At 66.2% G+C, this 24,093-nt stretch carries 21 protein-coding genes and 2 pseudogenes; 12 read left to right on the top strand and 11 right to left on the bottom strand.

The genetic code is table 11. The annotated features are described in order from the left end of the window. Window positions 1–362: 362 nt before the first annotated feature. The 5 genes and pseudogenes from ABD212_RS17850 to ABD212_RS17830 all read right to left on the bottom strand — a co-directional run. Window positions 363–1,664 (bottom strand): annotated as a pseudogene (locus ABD212_RS17850) (ISL3 family transposase); the annotation flags it as partial. A 190-nt stretch (window positions 1,665–1,854) separates the two neighbouring features. Then, window positions 1,855–2,223: pseudogene (locus tag ABD212_RS17845) on the bottom strand (SDR family NAD(P)-dependent oxidoreductase); the annotation flags it as partial. Between the two features lie 366 nt (window positions 2,224–2,589). Beyond that, window positions 2,590–3,576 carry a hypothetical protein gene (locus tag ABD212_RS17840; RefSeq protein ID WP_344097271.1) on the bottom strand — a complete coding sequence of 329 codons (987 nt, stop codon included), beginning with the start codon at window positions 3,574–3,576 and terminating at the stop codon, window positions 2,590–2,592. Next, window positions 3,573–4,280, bottom strand: coding sequence for a cytochrome b N-terminal domain-containing protein (locus ABD212_RS17835; protein ID WP_344097269.1), 708 nt, complete (start codon window positions 4,278–4,280; stop codon window positions 3,573–3,575). Before ABD212_RS17835 ends, ABD212_RS17840 begins: the two co-directional genes overlap by 4 nt. Beyond that, window positions 4,277–4,429 carry a hypothetical protein gene (locus tag ABD212_RS17830; RefSeq protein WP_344097267.1) on the bottom strand — a complete coding sequence of 51 codons (153 nt, stop codon included), beginning with the start codon at window positions 4,427–4,429 and terminating at the stop codon, window positions 4,277–4,279. The genes ABD212_RS17835 and ABD212_RS17830 overlap by 4 nt, the downstream gene beginning before the upstream one ends. 329 nt (window positions 4,430–4,758) lie before the next feature. On the opposite strand from ABD212_RS17830, the gene ABD212_RS17825 reads away from it, so the two are divergent. The 9 genes from ABD212_RS17825 to ABD212_RS17790 all read left to right on the top strand — a co-directional run bounded on the left by ABD212_RS17825 (window position 4,759) and on the right by ABD212_RS17790 (window position 13,990). Next, window positions 4,759–5,040: a metal-sensitive transcriptional regulator gene (locus tag ABD212_RS17825; RefSeq protein WP_344097265.1), complete on the top strand. Its 282-nt coding sequence runs from the start codon at window positions 4,759–4,761 to the stop codon at window positions 5,038–5,040. Window positions 5,041–5,071: 31 nt separating this feature from the next. After that, window positions 5,072–5,398, top strand: coding sequence for a heavy-metal-associated domain-containing protein (locus ABD212_RS17820; protein ID WP_344097263.1), 327 nt, complete (start codon window positions 5,072–5,074; stop codon window positions 5,396–5,398). Beyond that, window positions 5,395–7,665, top strand: coding sequence for a heavy metal translocating P-type ATPase (locus ABD212_RS17815; protein WP_344097261.1), 2,271 nt, complete (start codon window positions 5,395–5,397; stop codon window positions 7,663–7,665). Before ABD212_RS17820 ends, ABD212_RS17815 begins: the two co-directional genes overlap by 4 nt. Before the next feature lie 89 nt (window positions 7,666–7,754). Then, window positions 7,755–8,180: a DUF6153 family protein gene (locus ABD212_RS17810; protein ID WP_344097258.1), complete on the top strand. Its 426-nt coding sequence runs from the start codon at window positions 7,755–7,757 to the stop codon at window positions 8,178–8,180. 88 nt (window positions 8,181–8,268) lie between these two features. After that, window positions 8,269–8,850: a DUF305 domain-containing protein gene (locus tag ABD212_RS17805; protein ID WP_344097256.1), complete on the top strand. Its 582-nt coding sequence runs from the start codon at window positions 8,269–8,271 to the stop codon at window positions 8,848–8,850. Between the two features lie 224 nt (window positions 8,851–9,074). Further along, entirely contained in the window at window positions 9,075–9,212 is a 138-nt protein-coding gene (locus tag ABD212_RS17800) for a hypothetical protein (RefSeq protein ID WP_344097254.1), read from the top strand. Continuing rightward, window positions 9,212–12,103 carry a heavy metal translocating P-type ATPase gene (locus ABD212_RS17795; protein WP_344097252.1) on the top strand — a complete coding sequence of 964 codons (2,892 nt, stop codon included), beginning with the start codon at window positions 9,212–9,214 and terminating at the stop codon, window positions 12,101–12,103. The genes ABD212_RS17800 and ABD212_RS17795 overlap by 1 nt, the downstream gene beginning before the upstream one ends. Window positions 12,104–12,269: 166 nt before the next feature. Beyond that, window positions 12,270–12,767 (top strand): transposase, encoded by a 498-nt coding sequence (locus ABD212_RS19050; protein ID WP_425561298.1) that lies wholly within the window; start codon window positions 12,270–12,272, stop codon window positions 12,765–12,767. Window positions 12,768–12,937: 170 nt separating this feature from the next. Then, the gene (locus tag ABD212_RS17790; protein WP_344097250.1) at window positions 12,938–13,990 is read left to right on the top strand and encodes a DMT family transporter; all 1,053 of its coding nucleotides are present in this window, start codon (window positions 12,938–12,940) and stop codon (window positions 13,988–13,990) included. A 19-nt stretch (window positions 13,991–14,009) separates the two neighbouring features. Here the strand turns inward: ABD212_RS17790 and ABD212_RS17785 are convergent, their stop codons facing one another. Then, entirely contained in the window at window positions 14,010–14,228 is a 219-nt protein-coding gene (locus tag ABD212_RS17785; protein ID WP_344097248.1) for a 2OG-Fe(II) oxygenase, read from the bottom strand. A gap of 351 nt (window positions 14,229–14,579) precedes the next feature. Here ABD212_RS17785 and ABD212_RS17780 point away from each other — a divergent pair, with 351 nt between their 5' ends. Further along, on the top strand, window positions 14,580–15,596 hold the full coding sequence (locus ABD212_RS17780) for a LacI family DNA-binding transcriptional regulator (protein ID WP_344097246.1): 1,017 nt from the start codon (window positions 14,580–14,582) through the stop codon (window positions 15,594–15,596). Window positions 15,597–16,315: 719 nt separating this feature from the next. After that, window positions 16,316–17,923, top strand: coding sequence for an MFS transporter (locus ABD212_RS17775; RefSeq protein ID WP_344097243.1), 1,608 nt, complete (start codon window positions 16,316–16,318; stop codon window positions 17,921–17,923). A gap of 344 nt (window positions 17,924–18,267) precedes the next feature. Here ABD212_RS17775 and ABD212_RS17770 read toward each other — a convergent pair whose 3' ends face one another. Continuing rightward, complete coding sequence (locus ABD212_RS17770) at window positions 18,268–18,897, bottom strand: MarR family winged helix-turn-helix transcriptional regulator (protein ID WP_344097241.1); 630 nt, start codon at window positions 18,895–18,897, stop codon at window positions 18,268–18,270. A gap of 127 nt (window positions 18,898–19,024) precedes the next feature. Between ABD212_RS17770 and ABD212_RS17765 the strand changes: the two genes are divergently transcribed. Beyond that, window positions 19,025–19,813, top strand: a complete 789-nt coding sequence (locus tag ABD212_RS17765) for an SDR family NAD(P)-dependent oxidoreductase (RefSeq protein WP_344097312.1) — start codon at window positions 19,025–19,027, stop codon at window positions 19,811–19,813. 241 nt (window positions 19,814–20,054) lie between these two features. Here ABD212_RS17765 and ABD212_RS17760 read toward each other — a convergent pair whose 3' ends face one another. The 4 genes from ABD212_RS17760 to ABD212_RS17745 all read right to left on the bottom strand — a co-directional run bounded on the left by ABD212_RS17760 (window position 20,055) and on the right by ABD212_RS17745 (window position 24,007). Then, complete coding sequence (locus tag ABD212_RS17760; RefSeq protein ID WP_344097310.1) at window positions 20,055–21,587, bottom strand: acyl-CoA synthetase; 1,533 nt, start codon at window positions 21,585–21,587, stop codon at window positions 20,055–20,057. A gap of 63 nt (window positions 21,588–21,650) precedes the next feature. Continuing rightward, window positions 21,651–22,103, bottom strand: coding sequence for a MaoC family dehydratase (locus tag ABD212_RS17755; protein WP_344097239.1), 453 nt, complete (start codon window positions 22,101–22,103; stop codon window positions 21,651–21,653). 45 nt (window positions 22,104–22,148) lie between these two features. Further along, window positions 22,149–23,036, bottom strand: coding sequence for an amidohydrolase family protein (locus ABD212_RS17750; protein WP_344097238.1), 888 nt, complete (start codon window positions 23,034–23,036; stop codon window positions 22,149–22,151). Window positions 23,037–23,074: 38 nt separating this feature from the next. Beyond that, window positions 23,075–24,007 carry an SDR family oxidoreductase gene (locus ABD212_RS17745; protein WP_344097237.1) on the bottom strand — a complete coding sequence of 311 codons (933 nt, stop codon included), beginning with the start codon at window positions 24,005–24,007 and terminating at the stop codon, window positions 23,075–23,077. Window positions 24,008–24,093 lie beyond the last annotated feature (86 nt).

Genomic DNA, 24,093 nt, shown 5'->3' with positions numbered 1-24,093 from the left:
TCGGTGGGGGATGGTGAGTGTCTCGACGAATTTCGCCGTGTATGCGGCGATGCACTGTCCCCCCTCGAGGGATGCAAGAATCCGCGGGCGCAGTGCTCGTTAGTCGCAGTTGGTCGTAGTTGGTTGCAACAGAGCAACCGGCACAAAACCGGCACAACAATCAGTCGCTTGTCAACCGGACAAGGACGACCGCGACCGGCGCATCTACGTTGAGATCTGAACTCTTCTTCAGATCCCTTTCGTGGCTTTCCCGAAGTCGCTCTGCCTTGAATTTCCGCGGATTCCGACCTTTCGTAGATGTCACCGCCGTCGCGAGATTCGCGACGATTTTTCGGCTCTCCTGACTGATCCGTGGGTCACGCGCGGCCGGGGAGGGCGGGTTTGTTGCCTCCGAGGTTGAGCATGGCTAGGGCGATGAGCGCGTCGGGTGAGCGGAATCCGAATGCGACGCGGGTGATGAGCCGGATCTTCGTGTTCACGGACTCGATGCGCCCGTTGGAGAGACCGTGCTCGATCGCGGCGAGGATGGATGCCTTGTGTCTGGCGATCCGACGCTGCAGGGTCACGAACGCGGGGATGCGGGATCTCCGCGCCCAGCTGATCCATCGGTCCAACGCGGCGACGGCGTCGTCGTAGTCGAGCCGGAACACGACGCGGAGGCCTTCTTTGAGCAGGTAGGCGCGGTGCAGTCGAGGGTCGGTCTGCGCGATCCACGCGAGCTTCTGGGTCTGCTTCTCGGTGAGGTTCTCGGGGTTCTTCCAGAGCGCGTACCGGGCGCCTCGCAGACCCCTCGCCCGCGTCGCTGCCGGCGGCGGCGGTGCGTCGTTGCGGGGCCGGCCGACGCTTCGGCGTGGTTCGGCGCGCGCCTGTCGGCGGGCGTCGTTCCACGCGCTGCGGCGGACCTCGTCGAGCGCGTCTGTGGCCCAGGAGACCACGTGCAACGGATCGGCGCAGCGGACCGCGTTCGGACACCGTTGCGCGACGACATCACCGATCCAGTCCGCCCCGTCCGCGGACACATGGGTGATCTGCGCGCACCTGCCAGGCCCGGACAACTCGAGAGCGTCGAAGAACCGGCGGAGGGTGGCCTTGTCACGGCCGGGCGCCGCCCACCACCAGCCGGCCGGTGCCGTGGTCGACCACGACCGTGAGGTAGCGGTAGCCGCGCTTATACGAGATCTCGTCGATCCCGATCCTGGTCAGACCGGCGAACCGGTCCCGGGCGACATCCGTGTCCGCCCACACCCGGGCGACGATCTTGCCGACGGTGCGCCACGCGATCCGCATCAGCTCGCACGCCGCGGTCTTCGATATCTGCGTCGCCAACCACGCGACCTGCTCGTCGAACATGAGCGTGTGCCCGCCGCGTGTCGCACCCACGGCACCGCGTTCACCGTCGGACCGTGCTCGGGACAGCTCACCCTGGGCGCTTCGGCTTCCAGATACGCCGGGATCGTGCCCAGATCCAAGCACCGCCACCGACGTCTGCCCTCGCCCGGGTCATACCGCGGGCAGCGTCGCCCGCACCGCCCGCATCGGCGCGCCGCGGACCGTGTCGGCCGCACATGAGCGACCAGCACACCCTCGTCCTCGTCGAACCCGACCTGTTCCACGACCGTCTTCTCGACGCCCAGCAAGGCACGCCATAGAGTGGCATTCCGCACGCCGTTCTCCGCACTGTGGTCCCTGTTCCTCGACAGTTCAGAAACCTAGGCTCAGAACGGCGTGCGCCGCGATCCGACGCGCTCACACACCCACGGAAACGTCAGGAGAGCCGATTTTACTCACGCTTTACTCGGTTAGGAGGGAGGCGAGAGGCCTCGATGGGGTCGACAGAAGGTCGCTCGTCCAGAGCTACGACAAGCGCACTCCTGCCACGCCGCCGTAAACGCCGAGCAGCGTGCCCGTCGTTGACGAGGAGTTCGGCGATGCAAGGTAGGCGATCGCGTTCGCGACCTCGGCGGCGGTGACGAGCCGACCCATTGGCTGGCGCGCGCGAAGGTTGGATGCTGCAGTCTCCGGATCCTCGGCGGCATAGAGCAGCCGCCGGACCCAGGGAGTGTCGGCGGTGCCCGGTGTCACGGCGTTCGCGCGGATCCCTTCTCGCACGTGATCCGCCGCCATCGCAAGAGTCAGCGCTGCGACCGCCCCCTTACTCGCGGAATAGAGGGTCCGGTTCGGGAGCCCCGCGATGCCAGCGACGGAACACGCGCGTCTCATCGAACCGGTCCCCCGTCGCGGAACCGAACACCCGCATCCGCCGAACCCCTCGCGCGCGGCACACCGCGCCGATCGCATCGCGGTCGCCGAGAAGCCTGAGGGTCATGACGCGAGTGTACCGAGCAGGGTGCCGTTACCGAATGTCCCCCGCACACCGCCTACAGAGCAATTGACCGAGAGATCAACCACGGGAGCGTCAAGACGATTCACACCTCATAGTTTGGGTGTCGAGAGCCTCCACGAGACCCGGGGCGGTTCACGGGACTGATGCTGGCGGCTCCCCTCGGTCGGAGTTCGGGATGCGTGAGGGTGCGGTCATTTGTGGGTTTCGGGGGTCACGGAACCGGTTGCCTGACTGTGCATTCGGGTCTACTGGCGTCCCGCGCGCGACGAGTCGATGGCATCCGGCCTCTGGTGCTTGTAGTAGTCACGCCACACCAGTCGGTGCAGCGGAATCCATTTCGGAATCGTGCGCAGGCCGGGGATGAATGGTAGCAGCGCCAGAAGGATGGTCAGGGCGGCCATCATGAGCACGATAACAAGGTCGGCGTTGGGGGCCGACGCGAACGGCTCGATCTGGTAGAAGAAGGAGAATAACCACAGCCATGACTGGCCGGGGAAGTTGCCGGTCTCGTTCATCATCCCCCATTGGTCGCCGGTGAGGTGCTGGTCCGCTGCGAGATTCTGGAAGTAGGTTCCGTCGCCGAGAAAGAGGATGGCCGGCGTGTAGTTCTGGTTGTAGAAGCCGCCGGCCGTCGCCAGCGCGCCATCGAGCGCACCGCTGCGCGCCATCGCCGTCAGCGATGCGATCAGCGCGGGTACCGGGCCGAAGTCGCCGGAGCTGGTCGGCAGGGTCGAACCCTTGTCGGCCGCGAGTGCCTTGGCGTAGTTGGTTGTCCAGCTGGCTTTCTGCGCTGCGGACGCCGCCGCCCAGTCCGCCACAGCTGATGGAACCTTCGGCAGCGTCTGCAACGGGTCGATGATGAAGAGTTTCGCTGTGTCGATCGGTATGCGCACGCCGGACAGGCTCTGCAGATCCAGGGGCCCGAGGGACTGGGTCGCGCCGACAGTCCTGTTATACGGCGGCCCGTAGCCCGCCGTATCACTCGTTCCGCCGAGTTCGGCGGTCGCGGTCGTCGCGAAGTCGATCGGCTGGCTGGTCGACCAGTTCTTGAGGGTGACACTGGGCTCATCGGGCGATCCGAGGATCACGACCAGCCCGATCGTGATCAGAGACACGACTATGAAGCCGATGGTGACCTCTTTGAAGAGGTCGTAATCGCGGACACGCCCCCGCCATGGTCGACTGGCGAGATCGTCCCGGGCCCGCCACGACATGTTCGGTGAGCGGTTCATCGGTGCCGCTCGGATTCTTTAGCTACCCTGACGAGCTGATCGTCCGTCTCCGCGGCGTCGATCGGTGGTACCACTCCATGGATGCGCACCAGAAGAACATGCAGTGCGACGATCGCGGCAACCGCCAACGGGAGAACGGCGATATGCCAGCCGAACATCTGCCCCAGGTTGGCGACGTTGAACCAGGCCCCGACTCCGATGGCGTTCAGCGCATCCTTGCCTTCGAATGCGATCCACTGCGCGTCGAAATTGGTCTGGAGGACGTAGCCGGTGAAGCCGGCGACGATCGAGACAGCGAAGGCGATCACCCCGGTGATCCAAGTGAGCACCCGCCCTCCGCGCCAGGCGGCCATCCAGTACTTGCCCCAGAGATGCACGACCATGAACATGAACAAGAGTTCAACGCTCCACAGGTGCACGCCGTTGGTGAAGTGCCCCAGACGCGAGAGGTGGCTCCAACTAGGACCGTTGAGGCTGAGAACGAGCCCGGACACGATGACCACGGCAAGGGCAGCGAGCGAAGCCATCCCGAACACGTAGATCCAGGATGCGACATAGCTGGGCTGCTCCTGCGGCAGCAGCTTCTCAGGCGGAAGGCGTTTCAGCAACCACTGGCGAGCGCGACCCGTCCACGTGAAGACCTCGTCCTGATCCGCCCTGGTGTCCTCGGGATGGACCGTGGCCGGAGGTTTGAGCGCGCTCATTTCCGCCGCCGCGCTCTCGGGAAGGGCAACAGAAGCGAAGCGACAAACAGCACGATCATCATCGTGATCACGATGAGATTGCCGAGCTGTATGACGAACGGCCCCCAGCCCAGATAGATTCCGGGCGTCACGCTCTCGATCATCTCCACGAGAGTTCTCCTCTGTTCGTAGTCAGAGCGTGACCCCGCGCAACAGAGGTGGATAGAGTCCAAAGTCCCAAAGGAATTTGGACCTGCCGGACGGCACGTGTTCAGAACTCCGATTCCGGCGGAGTACGCCCAGGGACCGCCGGTGTGGTGCCGGCGCGAGTAAGGAATGAGCAAGACGTGAGCGCTTTGCCCGCCGTCCACCCAAGACGCCCGAGCCCCGAAAACCCGCGTGATTCCGCGGATCCTACGCTCGCGCAGATCGAGAACCCATCAGAGCCCGGCAAGCAATGTCGCGGCAATACTATAGGGGGGTATGGTATGTTGAACCTATGAACGGATACGCGTCGCACAAGGATGACCTGCTGAAACGGCTCAGCCGCGCTGAGGGTCAAGTACGAGGCATCGCGAGGATGGTCGAGAACGACAAGTACTGCATCGACATCCTCACGCAGGTCTCGGCGGCGAAGAGCGCGCTGGAGACGGTGGCTTTGTCGCTGCTGGCCGATCATCTGTCCCACTGCGTTGCGGAGGCGACCGCCGAGGGCGGCACCGTGGCCGCGGACAAGATCCAAGAAGCGAACGCGGCGATCGCCCGTCTGGTCCGTTCCTGAACCCGAACCCCTTGACTGAAGGACACCCATCATGACCACGACCGAGCGCATCACCCTTGGCCTCGCCGACTCCGCCGCAGGGTGCAGTTGCTGCGTTACCGCATCCGTCCCCGACACGCAGACCGCCGCGTCGACGATCACGGAGGACGTACTGATCGACGGAATGACCTGCGCCCATTGCGTGAAGAGCGTCACCGAAGAACTCCTCGCGATCGACGGTGTCGAGAACGTTTCCGTCGACCTCAACGCAGGTGGAACGTCCCGAGTCACGATCCACAGCGCGGCGCTGATCGACGCCGCGCGGGTGAGGGCCGCGGTGGAGGAGGCGGGGTACGCCCTCGCCGGCACCCCCGCATGAGCGCCGTGGATGTGGAGCTCGAGATCTCCGGAATGACCTGCGCGTCCTGCGCCACCCGGATCGAACGCAAGCTCAACAAGCTGCCGGGCGTGGAAGCGACGGTCAACTACGCGACCGAGAAGGCCCGCGTACGCGCCGAGGGCATGGAGACGGCGGAGCTGATCGCGGCGGTGGAGTCCGCCGGCTACGCCGCAGCACTTCCGGTGCCGATCGTGGACGAGCCCACATCCACCACCCCCGCTGAGGACCCGGAGTTGGTGTCGCTGCGCCGTCGGCTGCTGATCAGCACCGCCCTGGCGGTTCCCGTCGCTCTGATGTCGATGATTCCGCTGCTGCAGTTCCCGAACTGGCAATGGCTGGCACTGACCCTTACCGCGCCGGTCGCGGTGTGGGGCGCGTGGCCGTTCCACCGTGCCGCATTCGTTAACGCCCGGCACGGTGCCGCGACGATGGACACCTTGATCAGCCTCGGGGTGATCGCCTCATTTGGCTGGTCGCTGTACGCGCTGTTCTTCGGGACGGCAGGGATGCCGGGCATGCACATGACCTTCACCTTGTTCGGCACCCCCGAGTCAGCAACCGGAGAGATCTACCTCGAAGTCACCGCGCTGGTCACCGTGTTCATCCTGGCCGGCCGGTACGCCGAGGCGCGGGCCAAGAAGTCGTCCTCTGAAGCATTGCGCGCCCTGCTCGAGCTGGGCGCGAAAGACGCCACCCGGCTCGTCGACGGGGTCGAGCAACGCGTCCCAGTCACGCAGCTTGCCGTCGGCGACCGAGTGCTGGTCCGCCCGGGCGAGAAGATCCCCTCCGACGGCCTCGTGGTCGACGGCGCATCCGCGATCGACGCCAGCATGCTGACCGGCGAATCCGTCCCAGTCGAGGTCACCACCGGATCCCGAGTGGTCGGCGCCACCCTGAACGTCGGCGGGCGGCTCATCGTCGAGATCACCCGGGTCGGCGCCGACACCGAACTCGCGCGCATGCAACGACTGATGGACGAAGCCCAAACGGGGAAGGCGCGCGTGCAGCGCCTCGCCGACCGGGTCTCAGCGTTCTTCGTCCCTGTTGTCATCCTGCTCGCGATCATCGCGTTCGCCGGATGGCTGCTGGTCGGCGGCTCGCCCGAGGTGGCATTCACCGCGGCCGTCGCGACGCTGATCATCGCCTGCCCATGCGCACTGGGCCTGGCCACCCCGACCGCCCTGCTGGTCGGCACTGGGCGCGGCTCGCAGCTGGGGATCCTCATCCGCGGCCCGCAGGTGCTGGAACAGACGCGCAAAGTGGACACCATCGTGCTCGACAAGACCGGCACCGTCACCCACGGCACGATGACCGTCACCACGGTGACACCGGCATCCGGCATCACCGAAGACGAGTTGATGCGAATCGCCGCGAGTGCGGAGTGGGGGTCCGAGCACCCGGTGGCGCGGGCGATCGTCGCCGCCGCCGATGGCGCCTCACCCGTCGCGGAGGCCTTTGCGTCCCACGCCGGGTTCGGCGTCCAGGCCATCGTCGACGGATCGTTCGTTGTCGCCGGACGCCCCCTGTGGATCGAAGACCAGTGGGGCGTGCACCTGCCGATCCAGAGTCGCAGCGAAGCCGAGACGCTCGAAGCGGCGGGCGCCACCGTGATCGCGATCGCCCGCGACGGCGAATTCTTGGGAACCATCGCCGTCTCGGACACCGTCAAGCCCACCAGCGCCGACGCGATCGCCCGCTTCCGCGCGCTCGGGCTCCGCCCGGTGCTGCTCACCGGCGACAACGCCGGTGCGGCGCAGCACATCGCCGCGATCGTCGGAATCGACGAGGTCCGCGCCGGGGTATCTCCTGCCGGAAAGCTTGATGTGATCCGTCAACTGCAGTCCGCCGGCCGTGTTGTCGCGATGGTCGGTGACGGCGTCAATGACGCCGCCGCCCTCGCTGCAGCAGACCTCGGGATCGCGATGGGCGGAGGAACGGACGCGGCGATCGCCGCCAGCGACGTGACCATCGCCTCCGGCGACCTGCTGGTCGTCGCAGATGCGATCCGGCTGTCCCGCCGCACCGTGGGCACCATCACGGGCAACCTATTCTGGGCGTTCGCGTACAACATCGCGGCCATCCCGGTAGCGATGCTCGGCCTGCTCAACCCGCTGGTCGCCGCCGCCGCGATGGCCCTGTCATCCGTGTTCGTCGTCACCAACAGTCTCCGACTGCGCCGCTTCCAGCCTGCGCTGTCACGTCGCACCGACGTCGTCACGGCCCCTCTGACACTGCAATCAGCCTGAGCGCATCAACGAAACGGACGAGCTTCAAGTCGCAATCCACACGTCACGCGTCATCTACGTCGACGACCACCAGGAGCGAAGAAGGTGAGATGTCCATGATCGCTCTCGCACAACGTCTGCGTCGCGGCCCGGGCGGGCTGCGCCGTTCAATACTCCTGCTCATCGGTGTCACTGCCGCGATCATCGTCGGGCTGCTTGCGATGCACTCGCTGAACAGCCACTCGTCGCTCGCGGAACCGACGGCGGTGCTGTCCGTCCACGGCGTGGACGCCACCGATCACGGCACGACCCAACCCGCGACGGGGGACGACTGCAGCGGCTGCGGCGGGCACCCCAGCATTCTGGCGATGACCTGCGTCCTCGCCCTTCTGGTGGTCTCGCTGTTGCTCGTGCTGCCGCGACGAGGCATCACCTGGACGGCAGCGCTCCGCCGCGTCGGCCACTCCCCGCTGACCTGGGTGGGGACGTTCCCGAAACCACCCTCTTTTCTCCTTCTCTGCATCAGTCGCACGTGACATGCCCTCGCTGACCCTGCGGGTCAGCAGAGCCCTCGCGCACGATCGCTCAGATCGCGCGCGCCACCAACGACCGAGGAGAACACCAATGAAGATCAGTGCCGCGGCAACCGTCGCATTCACCCTGACCGCACTACTTGCCCTCGCCGGCTGTGCGAGCACCCCCGGCACCGGCGGGAGACACGACGAGATGCCCGGAATGAGCGCATCCGCGTCCGCTGACGTCAACGATGCTGACATCCAGTTCACGACGATGATGATCCCCCACCACCAGCAAGCCGTCGAGATGGCCGACGTGATCCTCGCCAAGGACGACATCGACGAGCAAGTGGTCGCCCTCGCCGAGCAGATCCAAACCGCCCAAGGACCGGAGATCAAGCAGATGGAGGCGTGGCTCGATGACTGGGGCATCGACATGGGAAACATTAGCGGGATGGGCGACGGCATGATGTCCGACACCGACATGGAAGCCCTCGAGGATGCCACCGTCAACGAGGCATCCCGCCTGTTCCTCGAGCAGATGACCGAGCACCACCAGGGCGCCATCGAGATGGCGCAAACCGAAGTCGACAACGGACAGAACCCCGATGTCATCAGCCTCGCGCAGAACATCATCACCTCGCAGACCCCCGAGATCGCCACCATGACGGAGATCCTCGCGACCCTCTGACATTCATGGGCCGGCCGACCCCGGCCGGCCCATGAGAAACGGAGCGCGCCACTATGAACACCCACACACGCACCACCGTCGCCCCGGGCACGCCACCGGGGTGGCCACCGCGATCGCGGCGAGCGCGGCGGGAACCATGGCCATCGCTGTCCAGGGCGCACTCCGATTCACCGACAACGGCGGCGATACCTGGCAACTCATCGCCCGAACGAAGGCCTCGAGTCATGCTCCGATACCGCACCCTCGCGCCGCATGCCGGCGACGCGGAGATCGTCGCTGAAGCGACCACCCACCCTGCCGAGGCCTGGATAGCGGCGATCCTCGGCCACCAGCGACGTGACGTCAGACCAGGAGAGAAGTAATGAACGCGCAGACCCGAACCGTCGTGCTGGAAGTCGAAGGCGTCTCCTGGGCGTCATCGAAGTCCATCGTGGAATCGACCCTGCTCCGCCGGCCTGGTGTTCTGCTCGTCGAGGCCAACCCGCTCTCCCAGACCGCGAACGTCTCCTACGATCCTCGCCTGACGTCCCAGGCTCAGCTGCGGGAGTGGGTCATCGAATGCGGGTACCACTGTGCCGGGCAATCCGTCCCGGATCACATCTGTGATCCTGCCCATGACCCCGACCAGGCACTTCTCGGCGCCCACCAGATGCCTGCGGGCCAGGCGCCCGCGAAGCTCGACGACACTCCCCCAGCACCGCCATCGATGAGTGAGCACCACGACCACAGCTCGATAACCACGCCGGAGGGTTCTGGACACTCCGGAGGCACGGCCGGGACAGTCGCCCATGAAGACCACACCGGGCACGACCATGCCATGGCCGATCGCAGCATGCAGGAGCTGATGGGGCACGGTGGCAGTCACGCGGGGATGTCGATGGCGTCGATGATCCGCGACATGCGCAACAGGTTCATCGTCGCCGCCGTCCTGTCCGTGCCGATCATCCTGTGGTCCCCGATCGGCCGTGACGTGTTCGGGTTCACCGTCCCTGCACCTTTCGGGCTGCGTGATGACGTGTTCTCGCTGATCCTCTCCCTTCCGGTGATCTTCTACTCCGCCTGGATCTTCTTCGACGGCGCATGGCGTGCCCTCCGCGCACGGACCCTGGACATGATGGTGCTGGTCGCCGTCGGTGTCGGCGCCGGCTGGCTGTACAGCGTCGCGATCACCCTCACCGGCGGCGGTGAAGTGTTCTACGAGGCAGCCACCGTGCTCACCAGCTTCGTGCTTCTCGGCCACTGGGTGGAGATGCGCGCCCGCGGCGGCGCCAACGACGCGATCCGCACCCTGCTCGAACTCGCCCCACCCCGCGCAGTCGTGCTCCGAGGCGACGAAGAGGTCGAAGTGCCCACCGCCGACGTCGTACCCGGTGATCTGATGCTGGTACGCCCCGGCGCGAAGATCCCCACCGACGGCACCGTCGAAGAGGGCGACTCGGAGGTCGACGAGTCGATGGTCACCGGGGAGAGCCTGCCTGTGCCCAAAACGGCCGGCTCCGCGGTCATCGGCGCCACCGTGAACACCACCGGCACGCTGCGGGTGCGTGCCACCAAAGTCGGCGCCGACACCGCGCTGGCGCAGATCGTCGCGCTCGTGCAGGAGGCGCAGAACTCAAAGGCGCCCGGGCAGCGCCTCGCCGACCGGGCAGCGTTCTGGCTCGTGCTGGTCGCGCTGATCGGCGGCACCCTGACCTTCGTCGCCTGGCTGTGGACGGGCGCCTCGGTGTCCACCGCGATCCTGTTCGCCATCACAGTCGTGGTGATCACCTGCCCGGACGCGCTCGGTCTCGCCACGCCCACCGCGATCATGGTCGGCACCGGACTGGGCGCCAAACGCGGCGTGCTGTTCAAGAACGCCGGCGCACTGGAGTCCGCCGCGCACATCGATACCGTCGTTCTCGACAAGACCGGCACGCTCACCACGGGCGAACCCGAAGTGACCGACTACCTGCCGGTCGGAATGAACGACATCGAGCTCCTCTCCCTCGCAGCCGCGGCAGAGCGTGAGTCGGAGCATCCCCTCGCCAAGGCGGTCGTCGCCTACGCGGACGCACGCAACATCCCGCGCCGCACCGCCACCGCATTTCGCAACGTCACCGGACTCGGCGCGGTCGCGACGGTCGACGGGCGCCGCGTCGTGATGGGAAACGCCAGGCTGATGGCCGACGAGGGATTCGACATGACAGCCATCTCCGCTGCGCAGAACAATCTCGCCGCCACCGGGCGCACAGCCATCGCTCTCGCCGTCGACGGTAAGGCAGCCGGGGTCATCGCGCTGGCTGATGCGCCGCGCCCCACCGCCGCGGCATCCATCACCGCCCTCCACGAGTCCGGCATCGAAGTGGTGATGCTCACCGGCGACAACGAACCCACCGCTAAACGCGTCGCCGCGCTGCTGGGCATCGACTCCGTCATCGCCGAAGTCCTCCCCCAGGACAAGTCCGCCAGGATCGCCGACCTGCAACGCTCCGGCAAGAAGGTCGCCATGGTCGGCGACGGAGTAAACGACGCCCCCGCCCTGGCGCAAGCCGACCTGGGCATCGCGATCGGCGCCGGCACCGATGTCGCCATCGAAACGGCAGATGTCGTCCTGATGCGCTCCGACCCGCTGGACGTCCCGGTCGCGCTGCGAATCGGCAAGGGCACCGTACGCAAGATGCGGCAGAACCTCGGATGGGCCGTCGGCTACAACGTCGTCGCGTTGCCGATCGCGGCCGGCGTATTCGTCTCCTCGCTGGGCATCATGCTCAGCCCAGAGATCGCCGCCATCTCGATGTCCGGCTCCAGCGTCATCGTCGCTGTCAACGCTCTGCTGCTGAGACGACTGCGCCTCCCCGCGCAAGCCGCCCCCACCGCCGCATCCGGCAACTCTGAATCAACGCGCCTACCCAGGCACGGGTCAGCAGACGCGATCGGTCATCGTTCGACGAGTGACAACGAAGCCGACGTCGCAGTGAACCCCGCTCTGCGCGACCCTAACCTCGCAGCCGCGTCGGCCGCGGCCTCCAACGCCAACCCGGTTGTCGAGATCAACACCCACCCTGCACACGAGGATCAACCCATGACCTATCACGAAGAACACCGCACAGACAGCACGACGCTTGTCACGGACCCGGTCTGCGGCATGAAGATCGATCCGAAGACCGCCGCCGCGACTCGCGAGCACGACGGAGTCACCTTCTACTTCTGCTCAATGCGCTGTGCTGACACGTTCGACGCGGATCCACACCGGTACGGCCATCCGCACATCTGACGCTGAATCGTGAGCGAGTTGCCGAGGACCGGTGCCGCGCTTCCAATTTTCGCGCACGCCCTCTCACCAGATCTTCCTAGACCTCGGCACCTGCGCTCGAGACAAGAAGCCTTACAGCACTCGCGCAGCCAAGCGGCGGCGTCCGTACGGAGCCTGAGGCCGAGCAGTGCCTGGCTTCCATCGCGGTCTCGATGACACAGCACCAGTACGTCCAATCCATGGAAGTTCGCATCACGATTTGCCAGGTCGGGCGAACGAGGTGCAGCTGCGCAACACAATCGCTACGATCGCTCCCCGACTGCTCGATCGGTGGGGGGTCAGTGCGATCACGGCCAGCGGGTTCCTGGCGGCATGGTCGCAGTCGAGCCGGGTCCGGTCGGAAGCAGCGTTCGCGAGCCTGGCTAGCGCATGCCCGATCGCTGCCTCCGGCGGGGAACACCGTCCGATATCGACTCAATCGGGGCGGCGACCGACAACTGAACTGGGCGCTCGACGTCGTCACCAGAGCCACGCTGCGCTGCGATCCGGCTACCCGGGACTACGCCGCCAGGCGCCAGGCCGAAGGCAAGACTCGCGGCGAGGTCCGCCGGATCATCAAGCGGTACATCGCCCGCCAGATCCACCGGGAACTCACCTCTGTCTTCGCCCGTCGACAATCAGCTGAAGAAGCGGTCGGGGACGGCGCAGTGCCCGCAGAGAGCGGTTGCGAAGCGCAGCTCGAAGCGCAGCGCCGAGCGAAGTCTGCAAAGAGCGATCGGAGGGAACGGAGCCGCCCGTGACCGCTACGCTCTGCCCGTCGGAGAGGAAGGAGATCTGCGGTGCGACACTGGAAGCATGCTCCGGACAGCCCTCTCCAACCGAGGCGTTCAAGCCGCGCTGCTGGCCGCGTTCCTCTTCGGGGCGGGGACGCCGCTGGCCAAGCTGCTGCTCGGCGCGGACGTCAGCCCGTGGCTGCTGGCCGGGCTGCTCTACTGTGGCTCCGGGATCGGGTTGGGCATCCTCCGTCTGATCACCCGCGCACCACGGGTCCGACTCCAGCGAAGGGAGCTGCTGCCGCTCGCGGGGGCGATCCTCAGCGGCGGCATCATCGCCCCCGTGCTGCTGATGATTGGGCTCTCCAACATGCCCGCCTCCGGCGCGTCCCTGCTGCTGAACGCCGAAGGCGTCTTCACCGCGCTACTTGCATGGTTCGTGTTCCGGGAGAACTTCGACCGTCGCGTCGCGCTGGGCATGATCGCCATCGTCGCCGGCGCGGTGCTGCTGTCCATCCCCAACGGCACGGAACTGGGCAGCCCGTGGCCTGCCCTGGCGATCCTGGGAGCATGCTTCTTCTGGGGGCTGGACAACAACCTGACCCGCAAGATCGCGCTCAACGACGCCACCTGGCTCGCCGCTGTCAAGGGACTCGTCGCCGGACCCGTCAACCTGATCCTGGCGTTCGCCCTCGGCGCCGCCCTGCCCCGAGCGGGAGGCATCGCCGCGGCCCTGGTCGTCGGGTTCTTCGCCTACGGTGTCAGCCTCGCCCTGTTCATCATCGGCATGCGGCACGTGGGAACCGCCCGTGCCGGCGCGTATTTCTCCGTCGCGCCCTTCTTCGGCGCGGTGCTCGCGATCCTGCTCGGCGAGGCCGTCACCTTGCAGCTCGTCGTCGCGGGACTCCTGATGGTACTCGGCGTCTGGCTGCATCTGACCGAACACCACGGCCACGAACACACCCACGAGGCCGTCGTGCACGACCACTGGCACACCCACGACGACGAACACCACACCCACGAGCACGCGGAACCCCTCCCGGCCGGCACTCGCCACAAGCACGAGCACGCCCACGAACGACTCACCCACACCCACGAGCATTACCCCGACTCCCACCACCGCCACACGCACTAGCCGGGCACCGCTCCCGTGCTCACGGTCTGGCGCCGGCCAGTTCCTCATGACGATGGAAGAAGCCGGCGAGCGAGACGCGGGCGTGGCTGCCGGCGTTCTGGTCGACGCGCGTGATGAGGTGCGGGGCGCGAGGGCTGATGAACACGATTCGGTTGGGTGCAGGCAGGATCGCGGTCGCGATGCTGGACTCCCTCACCAGCGGCGCTTCGAGCGCATTCGACAGCCATGGCAGGGACACGGTGGGCTGAGCCGGAAATCGAGTACAACCTCACCGCCCTCGCGCGCGGTCGGCTCTCTGAACCGATCGTTAAACCTGTTCGACATGACGCTCCGTGCATGGGGTCAGTGTCGGCCGAAGTGCGCCGGATGGCTCACGTGAGTCAGCATGCGCCGTCTTCGTCGGAAAGTCAAGTAACCGATTAGATCTTCGATGAACATCGGGTACTGATCCGACCTTGATGCTCCAAATCTGTGAGCTTTTCGATTGTTTTCGGTGGCGACCTCGCCTCGTAATCGGTTACACTGAGAGCCATACGACACGTTTGCGCTCGCCTGCGACGCACACATCGACTGTATGAACGGAGGACTCTTGGGAGTCACTGTCAAAGACCTGGCGCGCGTCGCGGGAGTGTCGACCGCTACAGTCTCGCGCGCGCTCCGCGGCTTCGATTCGGTCGACCCGGAGACACGTCAGCTCGTGCTCGACGTGGCGAAACGGCTCGACTACGTCGGCTCGCCTGCCGCTGCCGCCCTTTCAACGGGCAAGGCCGGAAGCATCGGAATCATCACGCCATTCGTCGATCGGCTCGCGTTCCTGCGCATGCTCGGTGGGATCGAGCGCGAGATGCGCGCCGCCAACATGGACCTGCTCCTGTACCGCACCGGCGATCCCAGCGACCCCCACCCCGTTCCTCCTCGCAAACGCCTCGCCCGGCGAGTGGACGGCTTCTTGATCCTCTCGGTGGCAGCCGAAAGCCCGGACCTCGAGGAGATCTTGAAACTCGGGATGCCCGTGACGATGTTCGGCACCACCGGGCCAGGCGCGTCCAGCGTTTACATCGACGATCGCGCAGGGGCCGCCGCGGCGATGGACCATCTGCTCGAACGCGGCCATCGGCGGATCGCGGTCATCTACGGTCGAGAAATCGACAATCCGATTGTGCTTGAGCACCAACGTTATCTCGGATGCCTCGACGCGATGAGGCGTGCCGGGGTGCCTGTAGAGGATCGCCTTCAAGTCCCCGGCCACTACACGATGGCCGGCGGTGAACGGGCCATGGCGCAGCTTCTTGAACGGGACGAACCACCAAGCGCAGTGTTCGCCTTTTCGGACGAGATGGCCTACGGGGCAATTCAAGCGATGAAGAATCGAGGTGTTCGGCCCGGGCACGACATCGCCATCATCGGTTATGACGGCCACGAGATTTCCGCCGCCCTCGATCTGAGCACGATCAGCGTTCCATTCGAACTGATCGGCGCCACCGCCGCTCGCGAGCTTCTGCACGAGCTCGGCCAGACGTCGGCACCGAGGACCGCAAAGGTCCTCCCGACCGAGCTCATCGCGCGAGCGTCCACTGGAACGGCCAGCTTCCACGCGGAGCTGTGAACACCAGGCACCTGCAGACCAGTTGCGCTTGGCGCCCGCCTCCAACCTCTGGCCCTTGGCACCGGCGACATGCTTCACCTGTCCTCGACCTCAGCCACGCGCAGCATCTGGCGCGCCATCAGTTGCGGATACCTATGGACGACTTCCCCGCATCAGGTCCGGCGTGGTGCGCCGCCTACCGGCAAGCGGAGAAAGCAGACATCCACCCGCCAGTCGAGGAGGAACTCCCCACGAGCGCGGTCGTGGGCACTCCTGGCATGAAATCCACGCGGAACCAGGGTGCGCCCGCGCCATGGTGCGTGCGTCGGAGACCCCTGACAGCGCGTATGTCGATCCCGCAGGGGCTGACCACGGCGGGTCAGCTGACCATGCGGCGCGACGCCGGGACCTCACGATTATGGTTGAACGTGGTGGGCTGGGTGGTGCTGGTTGGTGCTGGTTGGTCGCAGGATTTCGCGGGTGCGGTGCCTCGATGGTCGCAGTTGGTGCTCGTTGGTCTGAGTGGCCCAACCGGCCCAAAACCGGCCCGTGACCAAGCGGCAACTTTGAATCGCCCACAACTCCGACGGCTACGAGCTCGCCCCTGGGAATCGCGGATCGTCGAACTGCCGGCGGCAGCTTTCTCCCCGGCAGCTGACTATCTTTACCCCACCTATCCGTTGCATGCTCGGACTCATGAACCGAACAGCGCGTGTGCTGCCATCGGCCAGAAGCCGGCGATGAGTCGCGGAACCATCTCCGCGGACGAGAGAGAAGCGGGCGCGTTCGCCCCGCTGCGGCAACCAGGATTCCGGTGGCTCTGGCCCGCCGTAGTGGTCAGCTATGTCGGTGTCTGGGGACAGACGGTCGGCGCGCAGTGGTTGCTGGTGAACGGTCCGAACGCGAGCGTCACGGTCGCGTTGATTCAGACCGCGGCGACCCTGCCGATGATGCTGTTCACGTTTCCCGGTGGCGTGCTGGCCGACCGGTTCGACCGGCGCTGGATCCTGCTCGCCACACAGCTGTATGTCGCCGCCACCGCGGTCGTCCTCGCTCTGCTGACTGCCGCGGGGTTGGCGACCCCTCCGGTGGTGCTGTCCTTCACTTTCCTCATCGCCCTCGGTGGCGCGTTCCAGCTGCCGACATGGCAGGCCACGCTGCCGGAGATCGTCCCCCGGAAAGAGCTCGGCTCGGCCACCCGGCTCGAGATGGTCGGGGTCAACTTCGGTCGCTCCGTCGGACCCGCCCTCGCCGGCGTCCTGATCGCACTCGCCGGGGTTCCCTGGGTGTTCATCCTCACCGCAGCGACCGCGCTCGTGCTGGCCGGGTCCGTTCTCACCTGGCGGCGGCAACCGCAGACCGTGGCCCCACGCGCACGGGAACGGTTCCTGCCCGCACTTCGCGCCGGAATCCGCTACGTTCGCCACGACGCATCCGTGCGGCGGATCCTCCTGAAGGCAATGCTGTTCATCGCACCCGCGACCATCCTCTGGGCACTGATTCCGATGGTCGCGCGTGAACAACTCGGAGTGTCCGCGGGCGGCTACGGTGCACTGTTCGGAGCACTCGGGGTCGGAGCGATCCTCGCCGCCCTGACGGTCGGTCGGCTGCGCGCTCTCATGTCGACCAACACTCTGCTCGTCTTCGCAGGCATCGCGTACGCACTCGTTCTCGCGGCCCTCGTGCTGGTCCCCGTATTCGCGGTTGCTCTCGTGGCGCTCGTGATCGCCGGCGCGGCGTGGACGGCGATCATCGCCACGCTGAACGCCGAACTCCAAGTCATCCTGCCCGCCTGGGTCCGTGCACGTGGCCTCGCCGTCTACCTCGTCGTGTTCACCGGGTCCCAGGCCGTGGCATCCATCCTCTGGGGTCAGCTCGCGGCCTACGCGGGCATCACTGTCGCCTTCCTCGCCGCGGCGGCTCTCGTACTGGCCACCACACTCACCGGACTGCTGCTCCGGATGCCGGAAACGCGGGGCGTGAACCCTGACGCAATCGCCTATTGGGCAGACATCAGCGGGTTGATCGAGCTGCAGCCGACCGGCGGACCGATCTTGATCACCGTCGAATACACCGTCGAAAACGCCGAGCACGCCGCCTTCCTCGCCACCACCGCCGACTTGCGACGCTCACGACTACGCAACGGCGCCACCCGATGGGAGCTGTACCGGGTTGCTGAGACACCGGACCTCTTCGTGGAGACCTTCGCCGTCGACTCCTGGGAAGAGCACCAGTCCCAGCACCAGGATCGGCTCACAGCCGCCGACCAGCGGATAGAACAGGCCACTCAGTCCTACATCAGCAAGCCCCCGACCAGCCGGCACCTCATCCCCCCGGACACCACGTAAAGCGTGGGCGGCGGTCAACCTGCCGACTGCGGCGTCGCTTGCTACGCATCCCAACGCGCCGCGGGGCCAACAGCGATCCGAGTTGGTGCCTAGGGTCGTCTACGATGTCGATGCCCTCGGGATCCGTCAAACCACTGGATCTGGAGGCGGTCCATCATCGCCGCAATGGCCCGAGCGGTCCGCGCCGGCAGCGCGCCGGAAGCAAGGAGCCCTGCGTTACCGCATCGCTCCAGGATCTCCGTGAGCCGACCGACGATGAAGTTGCGTCCGCATAGCGGCGACCGCTTGATGTTGATGCCCGGTCCGAGAGTCACGGCGAAGGCCGATGGTGACCTTCCGCGGCGCTACCGCGCGGGCACGGGATCCGCCGCGCAGGTGGCATCCGCGTCAGTGGATTCGCCCGGACCTGCTGCGCACACTCTCTGATCCGGCCCGCCTGCCGTGACGGTGAGCCGGCGATCGGGATCGAGCCTGCTCAGGATTCCGTAGGTGAGGGTCGCGAGCTGGTCGACACCGGCGTCATCCAACCCGTCGAGAACCATGCGCTGAACAGCATCGGCGTACAGCCCGGTGCTTTCCAGAAACACGGTCTCCCCGGCGTCGGTGAGAATCGCGTTGGTCGCACGGCCGTCTTCTTCGCACGGTGCTCGCACCACCAGATGCTTCCGCTCGAGGGACAGACGCGCGAACGTCGCATTCGTCCGTGCCGCGAGAGCACTCAGACGCAGTCGATGGTGGTCCGCCTCGTGCAGCGCTTCCAGCCGGGTGAATTCGAACGAGGTGATGCCTGCCGACGCCAGCTCCTTATCGAGTGCAGTCGGAAGCAGTTCGAGCAGCGCGTGCAGGCGCGCAACCGCCACACGCTGGTCCCGGGTCAGTACCGCTGAGCCACTGGCCACCGTAGGCGTGCAACTGGCCGTTCTGATGTTCACCGGACGCGCGGGATCCCCCAGCACCCGCGCCGTCTGCTTCACCCGCATCCGCGAGGCTGACGCTGACCTTGCCGCCGGAGTGGACGACCTGGCCCGAGGCGCCTGCAGCTTCGTCGGGGTAGAGCCAGATGACGATCGGCGCACCGGGTATGGTCGGACCGTGGGCACGATGCGCTTCCAGGGCAAGGTTGTCCTCCTCTTCGGCGGTGGAATGGCAGGGGGCGCCCACTCCAACGGCAGCGCGGCGGCGGTCTCGTATGCTCGCGAGGGAGCGCACGTGGTCGTGGTCGATCGAATCGAAGCGAGCGCGCGTAGCGCCGTTGAGCAGATCCTCGCTGATGGTGGCACGGCACTCGCAATCTGCAGCGATGTGACGTCCGAGGACGACGTTCGCCGAGTCGTGACGAGCACTGTTGCGCAGTTCGGAACGATTGATGTGCTCCACAACAATGTCGGCACCACCCAGATGGGCCTCCCGCCCGATCTCGAGCTGGATGACTGGAACTCCTCGATGGCGATCAATCTGGGGTCGGTGTTCCTCAGTTGCAAGTACGTCCTGCCCGTCATGGTGGAGCAAGGTCATGGGGCGATCGTCAACATCTCTTCCCTGGCAGCGTTGCGCGACACCGGCTATCCCTATCCCGCCTACAGCGCTGCGAAGGCCGCAGTGAATCAGCTGACCGTGACATTGGCGCTTCAGTACGCGCGTCACGGCATCCGCGTGAACGCCGTCGCGCCCGGCATCATCGACTCGCCGTTCATCTATCGAGAGATCTCTTCGCAGTACGAGACAGTCGAGGAGATGGTTCGCGCGCGCAACGAGATGACGCCGAACGGCAAGATGGGAACGCCGTGGGATGTCGCCGAGGCGAGTCTGTTCTTGGCGTCCGACGCCGCGGGCTTCATCAGCGGGGTGATCCTTCCCGTCGACGGCGGACAGCACATGCGTGCCCGCTGAATCTGATCACATCTGCGAGGAGACGCACCGATGAGCACGTCACCACCAACGACGAGCTGAACTACCGAGACAGAGGCGGCATAGGCGTTCCGCTCGTCATGCTGCACTGCTGGGAGCAGACGCAGTCGATGTTCAAGCATCAGTTCGATGAACTGGGCAAATCGCGCCGGATCATCACTCTCGATCAGCGCGGGCACGGCCTTTCCGAGAAGCGCGCTAGGCGCCTCTGACGTCACCCGGCTTAGGATGGCGAGGTTGAGTATCGCGCTCTCAGGTCGGCCTTGCGGATCTTCCCGGATGCCGTTCGCGGCAGTTCGTCGACGATGACGACGTTGCGGGGGAGTTTGTAGCGGGCGAGTTGCCCATTGAGCAGCGCGCGAACGGACTCAGTGGTAACCGACGCCGTGTCATTGACTGTGATGACTGCCCACGGGACTTCGCCCCATTGATCGTCGGCGATGCCGATGACGGCGACGCCGGTGACGCCATCGACGGCGCTGATCAGGTTCTCGACCTCGGCAGGGTAGATGTTCTCGCCGCCGGAGATGATCATGTCCTTGAGCCGGTCGGAGATGTAGAGGTAGCCGTCGGGGTCGAGGTAGCCGAGGTCGCCCGAGCGGAACCACCCGTCGGGCGAGAACGCTTCGGCGGTCGCATCGGGCAGGTTGTGGTACCCGAGGAAGACATTGGGGCCCGTGATGTGGATCTCTCCCACCGTCCCGCGCGTGACCATCGCGCCGGTCTCGTCAGCGATGCGGACGTCGGTGAAGAAGTGAGCGAGACCGACGCTGCCCTGCTTGGCACGCGTCATCGTCGGCGACAACGACGTCGCGCCCGGCGAGGTCTCGGTCATGCCGTAGCCCTGCGAGAACGCCAAACCTCGCTCCTCGTAGGCATTCAGGATGCGGGTGGGCACCGCGGACCCACCGCATGTCAGCTTGCTGAGGCTGGAGATGTCGGTGGCGGCCCAGTCCGGGTGGTCCGCGAGCAGCTGGTAGGTCGTCGGCACACCGCTGAGCATGGTGACACCGTGCTGTTCGATCAGTCGGAGTGCGCGGCCGGCGTCGAACCCTCTCTCGAGCACGACGGTGCCGCCTTTGAGGATGACCGGCAGCAGCCCCATCCCGAGCGACGCGACGTGGAAGAGGGGTGAGATCATCAGTGCCACGTCGGTGGAGACGACGTCGTAGTCGACCAGGCAGTTGAGGGCGACCCAGGTGAGGTTCTCGTGGGAGAGGACGGCTCCCTTCGCACGACCGGTGGTGCCGGACGTGTAGATGATCGCCGCAGGATCGGTCAGCACCGCCTCGGCGTCGCTGTGGCCCGCGCGCGCGGTGCGCGTCCGCCGCGCGAGCCCGGGGTTTGTGTCATCCCCCTCGCCCGTGCGGATGACGTGATCGATGCGCACCGCGGAGACGCCGGGTGCGACGCGGTCGGTGAACTCGGGGTCGTGGATGAGCACGCGCGCGCCGGAGTCGGTGAGGACGTGGGTGATCTCGGGCGGCGCGAGGCGCGTGTTGATCGGCACGAACACCGCGCCGAGCTGCACCGTCCCGAACAGCACCTCAATGAACTCGGGGCTGTTCTCGCCGATGTAGGCAACGCGGTCGCCCTTGCGGATGCCGCGATGCCAGAGCATCGCCGAGACGCTGTCGGCACCGTCGGCGAGTTGCCGGTAGGTCATGGCCTCGCCATCGCCGGAGATCAGCGCCGTCTTCTCGGGCGTCTTCAGACGGCGCTTGGCCATCCAGGCGCCGAGGCCCTGCTGATGCATCATGGTCCTCCCCGTCGAGGTGCGTGTTACGCGGAACGCCGGCCCGGCGCCCCGGATGCGGGATCAGGCGTAGAAGCGGTAGAGACCGCGGGCGACGACGGCAGGCTTGGTTCCCCCCTCGATCTCGATCGTCTGATCGACCGCGAACTGGTACCCGCCGGGAACCTCGGCCACCTCGGCGATGGTCGCCGTCATGCGCACGCGGGAGCCGACCTTGACGGGAGAGATGAAGCGCACCTTGTCGAGTCCATAGTTGACCTTCGTCGTGACGCCGTCGAGATCGAACAGCTCGGACCAGAACTTCACGGCCAGTGAGAGGGTGAGGAAGCCGTGCGCGATCGGTGCGCCGAACGGGCCGTCGTTGGCGCGCTCCGGATCGACATGGATCCACTGGTGGTCGTCGGTCGCATCCGCGAACAGATCGACGCGATCCTGCGTGACCTCAAGCCAGTCGGTGAATCCGAGGTCGGTGCCGGCGAGACCGGCAGCGTCGGCGTACGGGCGGGTGATGGTCATGATCTGCCTTTCTTGCGATCGTGAGAAGAGGGTGGATGCTGCGGCTCAGCGGGTGAGTCCGAGCAGCCGTGTGGCGTTGTCGCGCATGATGCCGGGCATCACGTCGGGCTTGAGGGCGGTGCTTTCCGCGTCGCGGATCCAGCGGTCCGGGGTGAGCAGGGGGAAGTCGGATCCGAAGAGCACTCGGTTCTTCAGCACCGAGTTGGCGTAGCGGACCAGCTCGGCGGGGAAGTACTTCGGGCTCCACCCGGACAAGTCGATCCAGGTGTTGTGCTTGTGTGTCGCGACCGCAAGAGCCTCGTCCTGCCACGGCACCGACGGGTGGGCCATGATGATCTGCAGCCTGGGGAAATCAGCCGCCACCGGGTCGAGCAGCATCGGGTTCGACAGCCCGAGCCTGAATCCGTACCCACCGGGAAGGCCCGCCCCGATGCCGGTCTGACCGGTGTGGAACAGCGCGACCGCACCGAGCTCTTCGATCGCCGCGTACAGCGGGTAGTAGCGCTCGTCACTCGGATCGAATCCCTGCACGGTCGGGTGGAATTTGAAGCCCCGCACCCCGTTCTCCTCGACCAGTCGGCGTGCGGCGTCAACCGCCGCAGCGCCTTGCAGCGGGTCGACCGACCCGAACGGGATCAGCACGTCGTTGTGGCGTGCCGCGCCCTCCGCGATCTCGGCGCTCGAGATGGCAGGATGCCCCAGCCGGGTGGTCGCATCGACCGTGAACACGACGGCCGCCATCCTCCGCTCCCGGTAGTAAGCGGCGACGCTATCCAGATCCGGGCGCGGACCATCGGTGCTGAAGTAGGTCGAGGCGGCCTCCACCAACGCCGGCGGCAGCGACGAGTGCCCATGGACGTCGACCTCGATGTGCACGTGCACGTCGATCGCCGTGAGCGCGTCGACATCGATCGCGGGTTCGTAGCGCGTCATGTTTTGTCCGGTCGTCGGGTGCGCAAAGTGGAACGATCTCAGGCGTTAGCGGAGGCGCCCTGGAGTTCCTCCGGCAGCGGCGGGAACCGCTCCCCGACCGGCTGCAACTCCGCGCCGAACACGTCACCGAACGACTCCTCGAGGGCTTCATACGTCCAGCCACCTTCGCGGTAGCCGGTCACGACCGGTTCGGGGTGCGACCAGAGCTGAATCCGGTCGCCACCCACCCCGATCGCCTGACCAGTCACGCCGGCTGCGGCATCCGACGCCAGATACGCGACCAACCCGGCCACGTCGTCGGACGTGCCGAAACCGAGATCGTGGCGGAAGAACGCGGGCATCGGCTCGCCGGCCGCTTCGGCCTCGACGGCTGCGGCGAAGTATGGGACAGTGGCGGTCATCGCGGTCGCGGCGACCGGTATGACGGCATTCGCGGTGATGCCCGCGCGTTTGAGCTCCAGCGCCCACGTGCGCACCATCCCGACGATGCCCGCCTTGGCCGCGGCGTAATTGGTCTGACCGAAATTGCCCCGCTGTCCGGTGGGCGAGCCGATGCAAATGATGCGGCCACCCTCGCTCTGCTCCCGCAGGTGCAGCACCGCCTCGCGGACCGTGGTGAAGGTGCCGCGTAGGTGCACGCCGATCACGGTGTCGAAGTCGTCGTCGCTCATTTTCCACAGCACGGTGTCGCGCAGGACCCCGGCGTTGGTGACGAGGATGTCGAGCCGGCCGAAGTTCTCGACCGCGGCCGCGACGAGCAGCTTCGCCGTCTCGGTGGGCCCGACAGGCGCGACAACGGCCACCGCCCGCCCGCCTGCAGTCTCAATGGACGCGACCGCGTCTGCGGCGGTCTGCGCGTCTACATCGTTGACCACGACCGCCGCGCCGAGACGAGCCAGCTCGGCGGCATAGGCCAAGCCGAGCCCGCGACCCGATCCGGTGACGATTGCTACCTTGCCGTTCAACGACATGACCACTCCTTAGTCTGGGCGCGACATGAACTCGAACGAACCGTCGACCGCTCGACCATTACAGCGCATTATGATTGAATATGTCA

It is taken from the genome of Microbacterium deminutum, assembly GCF_039530205.1.
In the GTDB taxonomy this organism is placed as follows: Bacteria; Actinomycetota; Actinomycetes; order Actinomycetales; family Microbacteriaceae; genus Microbacterium; species Microbacterium deminutum.
Note: the sequence above shows the minus strand (reverse complement) of the source record. Positions and strands in the feature narration are given on the sequence as shown.

Excerpts from the sequence above, each read along its gene's own strand:
- ABD212_RS17755 (WP_344097239.1), bottom strand. The coding sequence starts at position 22,103 with ATGACCATCACCCGCCCGTACGCCGACGCTGCCGGTCTCGCCGGCACC.
- ABD212_RS17825 (WP_344097265.1), top strand. The coding sequence starts at position 4,759 with ATGAACGGATACGCGTCGCACAAGGATGACCTGCTGAAACGGCTCAGC.
- ABD212_RS17765 (WP_344097312.1), top strand. The coding sequence starts at position 19,025 with ATGCGCTTCCAGGGCAAGGTTGTCCTCCTCTTCGGCGGTGGAATGGCA.
- ABD212_RS17750 (WP_344097238.1), bottom strand. The coding sequence starts at position 23,036 with ATGACGCGCTACGAACCCGCGATCGATGTCGACGCGCTCACGGCGATC.
- ABD212_RS17790 (WP_344097250.1), top strand. The coding sequence starts at position 12,938 with ATGCTCCGGACAGCCCTCTCCAACCGAGGCGTTCAAGCCGCGCTGCTG.
- ABD212_RS17800 (WP_344097254.1), top strand. The coding sequence starts at position 9,075 with ATGCTCCGATACCGCACCCTCGCGCCGCATGCCGGCGACGCGGAGATC.
- ABD212_RS17745 (WP_344097237.1), bottom strand. The coding sequence starts at position 24,007 with ATGTCGTTGAACGGCAAGGTAGCAATCGTCACCGGATCGGGTCGCGGG.
- ABD212_RS17760 (WP_344097310.1), bottom strand. The coding sequence starts at position 21,587 with ATGCATCAGCAGGGCCTCGGCGCCTGGATGGCCAAGCGCCGTCTGAAG.
- ABD212_RS17835 (WP_344097269.1), bottom strand. The coding sequence starts at position 4,280 with ATGAGCGCGCTCAAACCTCCGGCCACGGTCCATCCCGAGGACACCAGG.
- ABD212_RS17805 (WP_344097256.1), top strand. The coding sequence starts at position 8,269 with ATGAAGATCAGTGCCGCGGCAACCGTCGCATTCACCCTGACCGCACTA.
- ABD212_RS17795 (WP_344097252.1), top strand. The coding sequence starts at position 9,212 with ATGAACGCGCAGACCCGAACCGTCGTGCTGGAAGTCGAAGGCGTCTCC.
- ABD212_RS17820 (WP_344097263.1), top strand. The coding sequence starts at position 5,072 with ATGACCACGACCGAGCGCATCACCCTTGGCCTCGCCGACTCCGCCGCA.
- ABD212_RS17775 (WP_344097243.1), top strand. The coding sequence starts at position 16,316 with ATGAGTCGCGGAACCATCTCCGCGGACGAGAGAGAAGCGGGCGCGTTC.
- ABD212_RS17810 (WP_344097258.1), top strand. The coding sequence starts at position 7,755 with ATGTCCATGATCGCTCTCGCACAACGTCTGCGTCGCGGCCCGGGCGGG.
- ABD212_RS17815 (WP_344097261.1), top strand. The coding sequence starts at position 5,395 with ATGAGCGCCGTGGATGTGGAGCTCGAGATCTCCGGAATGACCTGCGCG.
- ABD212_RS17840 (WP_344097271.1), bottom strand. The coding sequence starts at position 3,576 with ATGAACCGCTCACCGAACATGTCGTGGCGGGCCCGGGACGATCTCGCC.